The sequence below is a fragment of the Psychrobacillus faecigallinarum genome, assembly GCF_014836595.1.
Taxonomy (GTDB): Bacteria; Bacillota; Bacilli; order Bacillales_A; family Planococcaceae; genus Psychrobacillus; species Psychrobacillus faecigallinarum.
Genome location: NZ_JACSQO010000008.1, coordinates 167196 through 178920, shown reverse-complemented (window position 1 = coordinate 178920; position 11725 = coordinate 167196). Strand labels below are relative to the sequence as shown.

The window sequence follows — 11725 nt, the reverse complement described above, 5'->3', positions numbered from 1 at the left end:
TTGATTATTTCGGAAATCGAATCTTTAAGTAAAGCACCCGTTAGCTTAATAAGAATTTTTTATATTTTACCTTCTTTTATCCATGTCCAAATTCGGTAACTTCCGAAAACTGATACTAAGAAAAGTAAAAGCATAAATATAACGTAAAGTGATAATCTATTGATTTCTTCTAACCCTTCGCTGTTAGACACTGTCCAAATGGATAATCCAAATAGCATCAAGTAACAAAATACATTAGGAATAATCCATGCGATTCTTAACTTTGTATTTTTCAAAAATATTCCCCCTCGGACTATATACGAAAGTCAGCATGAATAGATTCCAAATAAGTATTTCCTTCTTGAAGTAAAGCACCCGTTAGTCGAATTAATCTTTTACTATTTCAACTTCCTTTATCGCACTTGTTAAAGCAAAGGTGTTTTCCCTTATCGTATGTCCCTCTACAAGCGAGATATCATATTCTCCATTAGAGAACTGTATGTAATTCGCATCTTCTTTGTTCTTTTCAAAAAATATAGTGTACTCATTCTTATCCATTGTATTTAGTTCCCAACTTGCACCTATTGTCATTTCAACATTGTCTGATATTCTCTTAGCGTAATATCCTTCCTTGTCCTCCACTAATTCACCGACGAAATATGTATTTCCACTTGACTGTACTACTAATAAACTTTCATCATTTGTCGTTGTAATTAAATCAATATTCCCTTTAATATTTTCATTCTGAACAAAATGTTCCATAGTTTCTTCTTTAGAAGAGAAATGGTCAATATTATCCTTTTCATTACAAGCAGATATGAAAAAAACAGCTATAACCATTAAAATAACTATAAGTTGTCTAATAATAATCTCCACCTTCACCAGTTGATTTTTTAATAAAACCATTTGCCGTTGTTAAACTAACCTGCACCGTTAGTCAAAATACGCCATATGTCTATAATTCTATTAAGTTGGCAATAATCCTTTTAATATTACTATTTTAGGGGGAATAAAATTGTTACTGTCAAAAGCATGGGCTTCGTTTGAAGCAGATAAGCGAATAGAGGGCTTCTCGCCACAAACGTTGAAGGCCTACCAGTTACAGTCTTTGCTACTAATTGGTTATTTTAAAGATGTAGAGATGGCATTGCTGGATACAAATCAACTAAAGGAGTATCTGGCTGTATCCGGTAAGCATTTAAAACCAGCCAGTCTTGCACATCGTATTCGCTTTATGAAATCATTTTTTCGTTGGTCTCATGAAGAAGGATACCTTAGTAAGAATCCAACTTCCAAAATTAAAGAACCCAAAGTAGGGAAGCGGATACCTAAGTATTTAACAGAACGGGAAATCGAACACCTTCGTGAATCCTGTCATTCCCCAATGGAAAAAGCTATTTTTGAATTCATGTTTTCTACCGGTTGTAGAATTGGAGAAATAGTTTCGTTAGAAAAGAACCATATTAATTGGTCCAATCAATCGGCGATCGTTCGAGGTAAAGGTGATAAGGAAAGGGAGGTATATTTTAATACACGTTGTGACATATGGCTTAAACGTTATTTAGAAAGTCGGAATGACCACAATCCAGCCATCTTTGTTACAGCAAGACAGCCACATAAAATGAGTGTCTCCCAAATGAGATATATCATCAAGCGGATCTCCAATCGTGCGGAAATTAATAAAGAAATTCATCCACACCAACTTAGGCACAGCTACGCAACTCATTTGATGAATAATGGAGCTCCTATTGAAGTCATACAAAGTCTTATGGGGCATGAGAAGAGTGAAACCACCAAAATCTATGCTCAGCTAAGCGGAAGGTTAAGAAAAGAGTATTATCAGAAGTACTTTTAAATGCAAAAGGAGCAACGTCTTAAAGGACGTTGCTCTAATTGACTAAAGCACCCATTGCGGGCATCCCCCCCACTCTATGATACGACCTAGGCTCAGCGGCACTCCTGCAGCATTAGTTCAATAAAAAAGCTTTACTCCTTCAGGAAGAAAGCACCATTCAACGGAGAAGGCCGAGAAATTTCAAAAGATTGAATATGGTATATCATTTTCCTAGGTCTCTAAATAGGTATCCAAGCACTTTTTTTATATTTAAAATAGTTTTCTTTTTAGCTCATTGGATTCACTATTCCTATGCCCTTCCACTTACATAGAATAACCCCTTAAGTCTCGATAAACGTATGCTTCTTTTATTACAACATTTCCCGCAGTCGTCGTACATCTTTCAATGGGGACAGACCAAATTTACGGCTGTATTCCCGGCTAAAATGAGAGGGGCTTTCATAACCTACCTGAAACGCTGCCTCAGCAGCTTCCAGATTTTCCGTTAAAAGCAATCGGCGTGCTTCCTGCAACCGAAGCTGTTTCTGAAACTGGATTGGGCTCATACCCGTGACTTCCTTAAAATGGCTGTACAAGGATGAAGAGCTCATTCTGGCTTCTTTCGCTAATCTGTTTACCAATAAGGGCTGTGCAAATTCACGGTTTAACACCCCGATCACCTTTGCAATCCGTTGTGCCTGACTCCCTATAAGTGCAAAATACTTCATGGAATCATTCCGGTCATTCTGTAGAATCCGGTAAATGATTTCACGTTTGATACCATCGGCAAGGATTGGTATATCCTGTGGAGTCTCCAGTAGCCTAATAAGTCGTATTACCGCTTCAAGGAGAGAGTCATTTATTTGGCTGATTACCAGACCTCGTCCCGGGGAGTCATTTGAAATTACTTGATTCGTTGACTGAACGATTTCGAAAATCTGGTTCATATCAAGCTGCAATTGAACGCATAAATAAGGGTTATTAGGAGAAGCCTTTATGATTTGTCCTGTAATTGGCAAATGGACGGAAGCAGTCAGATAACTGGCAGAGTCGTACTGATAGCTTTCTTCCCCAAGCATGACTAATTTTGATCCCTGGGCCACAACACATAGGGAAGGTTCATAAACAGAGTAAACGGGTTCAGAAATCTGGGTGGTACGAACAAATCGCAATCCGGATATAGACGTATCATGCGTTCCATCCACCGCTACATTTCTCTCAATTAACTCCGCTAATTCCTTAATTTGCTCCATGAAACATTCCTCCTCTCCAGTTTCATATATGGATATCTTGCCATTATACTATAATTTATTGGAGTATTAGGCAAGAATTGTATATTTTCCGACTACCCCCTTTTTGGTTTACAAGTTCATAATGAGTTTATGGTCAGATACTTCAATTAGGTATGGGTGTTCAAATTTCTGTTTTAAAATCACTTTCTACCAAAATTTGAGTGCCATCCATCTTGTAAACATGAGAGGAGAATATACATGGAAAAAGAACTTATAAATAATTCTCATCCCTATGTGGGAATGTGGGTAACCACGGACGGCTATATTCGGCACGAACTACTTTCAAATGGCCGATACGATGAAGCCCGCGGCAACCGTGAAAGCGCATATCAAGGAAACTATATCGTCACAGAGAATCATATTGAATATGTCGATGATACAGGCTTTACTGCCAATGGTGATTTTATCAACGGGGTACTTTATCATGCAGGTATGGTGCTATATCTGGAGGAAGGGAGCAAGGAATAGTGTCCGAACTTAATGGGAAAGTGGTTGTGATTACAGGGGCAAGCAGCGGAATTGGTGAAACAACAGCCCGACTGCTCGCAAGCCTGGGCGCACATGTTGTAATCGGGGCAAGACGTATGGAAAGACTAGAGTCATTGGCATCTGACATTCAAGGGGATGGAGGTTCCGTACTCATTCAACAGCTCGATGTGACAAAACTAGAACAGATGCAGGCGATTATCGGTGCAGCCCAGAGTCGTTTTGGAAGAGTTGACGCTATTATTAACAACGCAGGCGTGATGCCGCTCTCTTCGCTGGAAGCATTAAAAATTGAAGAATGGAACCGGATGATTGATGTCAACATTCGCGGGGTGCTTCATGGCATTGCCACAGGTCTTCCGGTCATGAAAAAACAAGGTTTTGGACATTTTATCAACATCGCATCCATCGGCGCGTACGAAGTGACCCCGACAGCAACTGTCTACTGCGCGACCAAATATGCCGTACGTGCAATAACGGACGGTTTGCGGCAAGAGACTGTGGGTCAAGGGATCCGTGTGACCCTTGTATCGCCAGGAGTAACGGAATCAGAACTAGCTGATAGCATTACCGACAACCAGGCTAGAGAATTCATGAAGGAATACCGACGTAACGCTCTGCCAACTACTGCTATTGCCCGTGCGATCGTCTATGCTCTTGAACAGCCTGTTCAGGTCGATGTAAGTGAGCTGGTAATTAAACCTTCAATGTAAATGAAACAAAGAGAAATAAGGAATACAAAAATAGAAAAATTTAGATTTGCGAACGTATTTCGGATGACAGTCCTAGAACAACGTTCAATAGTTCTTACTTAACGGAACTGACGAACTTCTGAAGTTGCAGTTCTTATGTTAGAACATGAGGAAACTTATGTAACATCCTAAGTAAGTCAATGGTGTAAAGTATAAATCCCCCCGGCTGAAAACTTCCTTGTAGATGATGGGTCAATGTGCGTTGACACTCAGCATCATACTAGAGGACTCTTTTTTCTGCAAGACCTCGAATAAGTTTCAAACAGGAATGCTGCACCATTAGTTTAAGTGAAACCCTTCACAATTTATAGCTATTTTAACATAGGTACCCAACAAAAAATCACCTCTCATTAAACTAGAGAGGTGATTTTAACGTTCGTTTAAAATATCAGTTACCTGCTTTTAATGTTAAATTACCAACTATAATGTAAAGTTACAACATAGTTGGTAACTCTAAAGCGCCGAACTGGGGAATTGCTTCTCGACATCCGTACCGACTTCGGCTAAGAAGCATATCGCCAATCAAACATTAAAAACAGGTATGTCGGTATCCTTAGAGACTGACCTACCTGTTTGAGTTATGAAATGCTATTACCACATACTTCTATCAACCATTAAACAATCGCTTTTGCTTGTAATAAATTTCGGTAGTCTGGAAAATTCCTCACCATTAAGAACACCGTCATAATGAAAATAAAGTATGCTGGGAAGCCTGTGAATGGCTCTAAGAAAATGTGGAATACAACCATATTTACTGCAAGTGACATAAAAATCAGTAACGCCAATGGCATAAAGCGTTTTGTTACAAATGATAACCCACAAATAATTTTTACAATTGCTAGCATCGGTATAAAGAAACCTGTTTCCTCCATGGCATTCATATAAAGCTGTGCTGTTTCGTTTTCGTATTCAGTTGTAAATCCCCCTGCTACGAACATAAAGATACCTGAACCAATCATCATGAAACCTAACAGAAATCGGACAATTGTATAAAGTTTATTCATTCGTTCATCTACTCCATTCTATTTAACTTGCTCATTTGCTAAGAACAGTACAATCGTTGTATTTGTACTTGTTTTTATCGTATCGTCATACAGTTCAAATCCTGCTATCGTATCACCTTTAGATAAAATGGTTTAGTTCACTTGAAGTTCCCTATCCATCACATAGAGGCACGGTGTAAAGCCATGATGCTTTGGTAGTTGTCACAATTCCCCTGCAAAGAATTTGGCGTCATTAATCGCTACTTGATTGCGAATGACAAGTGGTGCATCCATTTCTTTCGGTACACCGAGTAGTTGCCAGCCTTCTAATAGCTCCACATCTCGCAAAAAAAACTGTATGCCACTATCCAAATCCTCTTGTTCTGGACGGATTAAAATTTGTAGTGCTTCTCTTGCCTCTGACGTTTCTTTATGATAAAAGCTTTTAACTGCGTTCATCCTCATAATATTACTGGCAGATACTTCTCCTACTTGCCCAACCGAGTCTTTATGACGTATCGAACCTGCCTTCTCCGGAACGTAAAACAAATATGTTTTATAGAGCAAGAAGCTAAGTTTTATCTTTCTACTGTACTAAACTATCTAAATTCGGCTGCAATTTGTTCCGTAAAACATACAGCATGATAGCACCCACTAGGAATGAGACGGCATCTACAATAACAAGCGACCAGATTACTCCGTGGAATCCGTACATATGATTGGCGATAAACAACATAGGAATTAGTGTAATTCCTTGAATAATTGACATAATAAGCGCAACAGTTCCCTGTGCTGTTGCTTGAAATATACCTGTAAACAACGTGGTCATTCCGGTAATAAACAAGCATAAGAACGTTACATGCAGAATGTAACTTCCTACTTCAATTAAATGTGGGTCATTCGTAAATAAACTAATTAGGTTATCAGATATCAGGTAAACGATAACGCCGAATACAAAGGCTAACACCACAATTGTTTTAATTGTAAATCCGATTGTATGCTTCATGCGCATTTTATTCGCTGTAAAAGAAAAGGCGATAAGCGGCACTACTCCCTCACATAAGCCCATCAGGATAAACTCAGGAAATTGCAATAAACGTGATGATATCCCGTAAGCAGCTACTGCCTGATCCCCATATTCTATAAGAAAGTGGTTTAAGATGAGCGACATTGCACCCAAAAAGATACTCATAATAAAGATTGGAAATCCGATCTTAAATACATTACTCAGAATCTCTTTAGTAGCCTTGAACCATTTGGCTGAAACGGTTAGGAATTTGCTTTTATATCTTATATGAAAAGCGTAAAATGCACTGGCAACAACGTTTGAAGTTACCGTAGCTGTCGCAACCCCAGTTACGCTCCAATGGAAGACAAAAATGAATAGTGCATCTAGAATAATATTCACGACAACGCTGATAATCATACCAATCATAGATGTGATTGCCGCACCTTCTGAGCGCACGATATTCTCCAGTGTGAAGAACAATATGACAAATGGAGAGCCTATGATCATAATTGTGACATAGTCTTTTGTAAATTCGAAGGAGTCAGACGTTGCCCCAAGGCCATATACGATTTGCTCAATCAATGGGAAGCTTACACCTATTGCGACAAGACCGAGAACTAAGCTGCTGTAAAAGGCGAATGAAGACACATGCTTTACATCATCATATTTTTTCTCTCCTAGCAAACGTGAGATGAGTGTACCACTCCCCATGCCAATCAAATTTCCTAGCGCCATAATGATCGCGAATAACGGCAAGGTTAATGCGAGTGCTGTTAACATGGCAGTATCATTTAGCATACCAAGGAAATAGGCATTCAAGATGGAATAAATGACACTCATTGATGTGCCTAGCATCATCGGTACAGCAAAGTGAGCTACAGCCTTTGCGACCGGTGCTTTTTCAAAGTAATAGAGGTTTTCTGCATCCAAGTGGATCACTTCTTTCTTTTAAACATTTATCTAACGGTGTTAGTTTGAATCTTACAGTGTTAGATGTTAACATTAACTTATGAATCTGTAAAGCATAAACTTACAGTGTTAGATGAAATGGAGGATACCAATGAAAAAACAGCAGCCTCAGATTTCGGAGGATAAGATTTTAGAAGCCTCATGGGAGCTTCTTGGAGAGGAGGGTATCGAGAAACTCACTATGAGACGATTGGCACACAGACTTGGGATTCAGGCGCCCTCTTTGTATTGGTACTTCAAGAGCAAACAAAATCTCTACCAGCGGCTAGCCAACCAGGTATCTAAAATAATTTTGGAGGAATTCCACTCCGAAGGGGATTGGAAGGAACAGTTGACTGAGCTTGCGGTAACGGTAAAAAGTGTGCTCAGCCGCTATCCATGCTCTACGCAGATTATGATGATGACACTGCCCCACGAACCAGATATCATCCGATTCACCAACCGGATGCTGCTATGCGTGGAATCAACACCGCTTGAGCAAGTGCAGAAAATGCAAGTGGTTACTACACTCGTTAACTATGTCTATTACTTTGTTCTAGATGATGAACAACATCAACGTAATGTCTCCGCTATCCTTCAGGCCAAGGAAATGCTTCCAAGAGAAGAAATGATTTGCCTTTTAGACTCTATGAATGAGACGGATGTGGGACTGTTTCGGAGGATGTTCAAGAACGGATTATTTGAGCTGATGGGGACTGACAGAGCATTTGAATTTGGTTTGAAGTTGATTTTGCTCGGGGTCGATCAAGTTATTAAGGAACAGTTGGAGTAAATGTAAAAAAAACGCCCATCCAGTTAGGATGGGCTGATATGCTAGCTATGTATTATAACCAGTTAGAAGGCCTTCTACAATCTACAGAAGTCCTAACTAAACTGCACCGTTAGTTGAAGAATAAGTTAACGCTTAGCCTCATTTTCTTTTGGATTTGTTATTCCAATGTTGTGATAGGACACCACATTTAAAAAATATTAAAATCCCATTCTCTAGATATTTGCTGTAACAGCATAACACCTGCAACACTATTTCCAAATTCGTCAATGGCAGGACCATAAACCCCTATTCCACAGCCATCCATAAATGGGGAATCATCGGATCTAGCTCGAGGAGGAATTACTGCCAATATCCCGCCCGATACTCCACTTTTTGCAGGAATACCTACAGATGCAGCAAATTTACCAGAAGCATTGTACATACCACATGTCACCATCAACGCTTTTGTTAACCTAGCCACTTCCTTAGAGAAGATTTGCTCCTTACGGATAGGATGATATCCGTCATTTGCCAGGACTAAGCCAATCATGGCTACATCTTCTGTAGTTACTTCAATTGAACATTGCTTTAAGTATACCTCTATTGCTTCTTCTACAGAACAATCTAAGAATCCCATTTCTTTTAGATAATAAGCTAAAGCACGATTTCGATGAGCCGTTTGCCACTCAGATTGAAATACTTCTTCATTGATAATTGGGTGTCTTCCTACCATTCTATCTATTAAGAGGCATATAGATTCCACTTTTTCAACTGAATTTCTTCTCCCTAATAATGAGGCAACAGTGATTGCTCCAGCATTTATCATCGGATTGAAAGGTCTTCCAGGTTTATGAACTTCTAGACGAATAATCGAGTTAAAAGCATCCCCGGTTGGTTCGACGTCCACCCTTTCTAACACATATGAAATGCCATAATCTATACATGCAGCTATAAAGCCAATTACCTTCGATATACTTTGTAAGGTAAAAGCGGTATCAAAATCACCTGTCTTTACCATCGTACCGTCTGAACCAATGATACAAATACCTAACTGCGAAGGATTTGCTCTTTCTAAAGCTGGTATGTAGTTAGCACATTTCCCTAAGTTCGCATAAGGTCTGCTATCTTGTATCCACGCTTGTATTTTGTGGAAATGTACATGATTATCAAATCTAATTTGTGTACCTTGCTGTACAACTTCCATATCTTCTCTTCCTTTCGGTATCTAGTGCACAGTAGTGGCTTAAATGGCCTAGTAACTACTTACATATATACCACAAACCAAGAAATCTAACTACATTTACTTTATAAAGGGAAGGTATATTTATCGAAATAGTCGAAGACAATAGAACGCTTCTTTTTCATATTATAAGGGTACTAATTTATTCTCCAGTTTCTGTACTATTTAAAACTATCGTTCAACCTCTAAATCTCTTTTGAACTAACCTGTATTTTTAGTTTAATAAGAAAAGAGCCGTCTTACCAGCTAAGTGATCTTCAAGTAAAGCACCCGTTTTTTGAATAAGAACAGCATTACTTTATTAAGAAGTAATGCTGTTCTTATTCTGTTGTATAAATGAGAGTATCGTACAAATCTATTTCACATAATGTTTTTTAAAATCTGGATGGATGGAAAATTTACGACGTAAATTGACGAGGTTTTTCCCAAAACTCACCTCCAACAGTTCTTTATGTTTTTCCATGATTTCCATTAGATACAAATCATGAATCATGACCTCTGTAATTGGCATGACTAAACCTACATGCATTGTCCATGCAGCACGGCTATCTTTACCCAGTGAGACAATACCTGCTACTACTTCCGAATCATCTCTACTGATGACAATCCACCGTCCACCATACTCTTCTGTAATTTCATGACCCATATAATGGAGGTAAACATTTGCAAAATCAGAGGTGATTTCCCCATAAGCAATTATCGTTACGTTGACTCCTCTTTTTGCTGCCTTGCTTAGTTCAAACTCCAATTCTTCGAATTCCTCTTCCCAAACCTCTAAGAGAATTCTTTTTTTAGCAGATATTATACAAGCTTTTACCTTATCAATTATTTCATTGCATCCCGTGATATTCCAGATATTTTCACGGTCATTTACTGAATTTTTAAAATCCTCTAATGATTTTTCTGCAAGTTCGAAATGCTCTTCCGCTTTCATCCGACGATTTTTAATTAGCTCCTTTGCAGGAATAGGAGTATACAGTGGTGTGTTTCCTGGACTGATTAGAATGTCTCCTTGCATGGCAAGACTCTCTAGAACTTCATAAATTTTTGATCGGGGTACACCTGATTGTTTTGCAACTGCATAACCAGTTAATGGCGATTCTTGTAATAAGGTTAGATATGCTTTTGCTTCATATTCGGTAAAATTCAAATTTTTTAATGTATCTAAAATGTTTTCTTTCATAAATCCTCCAACACAAATTTATTTGTAACTAATAGTTTAACAAAGTCTATTGATTTTTTCTGAAATATTCTGATATACTTTTGTTTGATAGTAGTTACTTTGGTAGCCACTATCAGAAGGGGAAGGGAGAAACAACATGGATAGCTTACTAATATATATTTCAATTGCTGCAATGATGGTTATCATACCTGGTGTAGATACGATGTTGCTAGTGAAAAATACGCTCGCCTATGGTCCGAAAGCTGGACGATTTACGGTACTCGGAATGGCAACGGGACTTTCTTTTTGGACGCTTATTGCCATTCTTGGTTTATCTGTTGTCATAGCAAAGTCCGTTGTTCTTTTCAGTATCATCAAATATATGGGAGCCGCCTACTTAATTTATTTAGGGATAAAAAGTTTTTTTACTAAGAGTATGTTTTCTTTAAAAGAGATTCAAACACAAGCAAATACACCTACTAAATGTTCAAATCAGCATAATAAAAGTTCCTTTATGCAAGCATTACTTAGTAATATTCTTAATCCAAAGACTGTTTTGGTTTATATAACTATCATGCCTCAATTTATCGATTTGAACGACAATGTAAATCAGCAATTGTTTATGTTAGCCTTAATCCTTACTTTACTCGCTGTTTGTTGGTTTCTAGCCCTTGTTTATATAATTGATTATGCAAAAAAATGGTTGGACAACTCCAAATTCCAGCAGGCATTCCAAAAATCAACGGGTTTAATTTTAATTGGTTTTGGAATAAAAACAGGAATTTAAATTCATTTACTAACACACCACAACTTAAGATTATAATAGACAAAATAGACCATCTAAAATGATGGTCTTGTTTCACTAAAGCACCGTTAGTAATAAGAACAGAGACACTTATTGAACAATCGCGCCCGATTGCGGAATAGCTCTCACTTTATAAAATTTAGTTTTATTATTTATTTCCATTGAAGTTATAAATAGATAACCAAACAAAATAGTTAGTAATAATAAGATCATCAGATTTATAAATTTCCAAACTCTGTATGGCAAATGGCAAATATGACATAGCTACCCGAATTACATTCACCCCAAATGGTGCGCTACTAATGGTTGAATGTTCTTTTGGAAAACTGGATTCTTCCTTGCATATTTAAGCTATTATTAACATCAATAATAACTTGTAAATTAATTTTCAAGAATATGGCCCGCTTGTTGAACAAAAATTAAACAACACTCTTCAACTAAAATGCCCCTTTAGTTTAAGTGT

13 protein-coding genes are annotated in these 11725 nt (G+C 38.0%); 5 read left to right on the top strand and 8 right to left on the bottom strand.

The window, feature by feature from the left end; all coding sequences use genetic code 11:
- Window positions 1–59: 59 nt before the first annotated feature.
- Entirely contained in the window at window positions 60–275 is a 216-nt protein-coding gene (locus H9650_RS15240; RefSeq protein WP_225216108.1) for a hypothetical protein, read from the bottom strand.
- Window positions 276–366: 91 nt separating this feature from the next.
- On the bottom strand, window positions 367–885 hold the full coding sequence (locus H9650_RS15235; protein ID WP_191697565.1) for a hypothetical protein: 519 nt from the start codon (window positions 883–885) through the stop codon (window positions 367–369).
- 109 nt (window positions 886–994) lie between these two features.
- Between H9650_RS15235 and xerA the strand changes: the two genes are divergently transcribed.
- Window positions 995–1834, top strand: coding sequence for a site-specific tyrosine recombinase/integron integrase (gene xerA / locus H9650_RS15230; protein WP_144541103.1), 840 nt, complete (start codon window positions 995–997; stop codon window positions 1832–1834).
- Between the two features lie 350 nt (window positions 1835–2184).
- Here the strand turns inward: xerA and H9650_RS15225 are convergent, their stop codons facing one another.
- Window positions 2185–3066, bottom strand: a complete 882-nt coding sequence (locus tag H9650_RS15225) for an AraC family transcriptional regulator (protein ID WP_144541105.1) — start codon at window positions 3064–3066, stop codon at window positions 2185–2187.
- Between the two features lie 237 nt (window positions 3067–3303).
- Here H9650_RS15225 and H9650_RS15220 point away from each other — a divergent pair, with 237 nt between their 5' ends.
- Together H9650_RS15220 and H9650_RS15215 are read left to right on the top strand one after the other, a co-directional pair.
- Window positions 3304–3573, top strand: a complete 270-nt coding sequence (locus H9650_RS15220) for an Atu4866 domain-containing protein (RefSeq protein WP_144541107.1) — start codon at window positions 3304–3306, stop codon at window positions 3571–3573.
- Window positions 3573–4304 carry an SDR family oxidoreductase gene (locus H9650_RS15215; RefSeq protein ID WP_144541108.1) on the top strand — a complete coding sequence of 244 codons (732 nt, stop codon included), beginning with the start codon at window positions 3573–3575 and terminating at the stop codon, window positions 4302–4304. The genes H9650_RS15220 and H9650_RS15215 overlap by 1 nt, the downstream gene beginning before the upstream one ends.
- Window positions 4305–4957: 653 nt before the next feature.
- On the opposite strand, the gene H9650_RS15210 is transcribed toward H9650_RS15215, so the two are convergent.
- The 3 genes from H9650_RS15210 to H9650_RS15200 all read right to left on the bottom strand — a co-directional run bounded on the left by H9650_RS15210 (window position 4958) and on the right by H9650_RS15200 (window position 7265).
- The gene (locus tag H9650_RS15210) at window positions 4958–5347 is read right to left on the bottom strand and encodes a DUF3185 domain-containing protein (protein ID WP_144541111.1); all 390 of its coding nucleotides are present in this window, start codon (window positions 5345–5347) and stop codon (window positions 4958–4960) included.
- Between the two features lie 201 nt (window positions 5348–5548).
- Window positions 5549–5785 carry a hypothetical protein gene (locus H9650_RS15205; RefSeq protein WP_151112174.1) on the bottom strand — a complete coding sequence of 79 codons (237 nt, stop codon included), beginning with the start codon at window positions 5783–5785 and terminating at the stop codon, window positions 5549–5551.
- 127 nt (window positions 5786–5912) lie between these two features.
- Window positions 5913–7265 carry an MATE family efflux transporter gene (locus tag H9650_RS15200; protein WP_191697564.1) on the bottom strand — a complete coding sequence of 451 codons (1353 nt, stop codon included), beginning with the start codon at window positions 7263–7265 and terminating at the stop codon, window positions 5913–5915.
- Between the two features lie 130 nt (window positions 7266–7395).
- Here H9650_RS15200 and H9650_RS15195 point away from each other — a divergent pair, with 130 nt between their 5' ends.
- Window positions 7396–8076, top strand: a complete 681-nt coding sequence (locus tag H9650_RS15195; RefSeq protein WP_144541117.1) for a TetR/AcrR family transcriptional regulator — start codon at window positions 7396–7398, stop codon at window positions 8074–8076.
- 187 nt (window positions 8077–8263) lie between these two features.
- Here H9650_RS15195 and H9650_RS15190 read toward each other — a convergent pair whose 3' ends face one another.
- Window positions 8264–9259 (bottom strand): glutaminase, encoded by a 996-nt coding sequence (locus H9650_RS15190; protein WP_191697563.1) that lies wholly within the window; start codon window positions 9257–9259, stop codon window positions 8264–8266.
- Window positions 9260–9650: 391 nt separating this feature from the next.
- A complete protein-coding gene (locus H9650_RS15185; RefSeq protein WP_144541121.1) occupies window positions 9651–10478 on the bottom strand; it encodes a TrmB family transcriptional regulator in 828 nt (275 codons plus the stop codon).
- A gap of 136 nt (window positions 10479–10614) precedes the next feature.
- Here H9650_RS15185 and H9650_RS15180 point away from each other — a divergent pair, with 136 nt between their 5' ends.
- Complete coding sequence (locus H9650_RS15180; protein ID WP_144541123.1) at window positions 10615–11244, top strand: homoserine/threonine efflux transporter; 630 nt, start codon at window positions 10615–10617, stop codon at window positions 11242–11244.
- Window positions 11245–11725 lie beyond the last annotated feature (481 nt).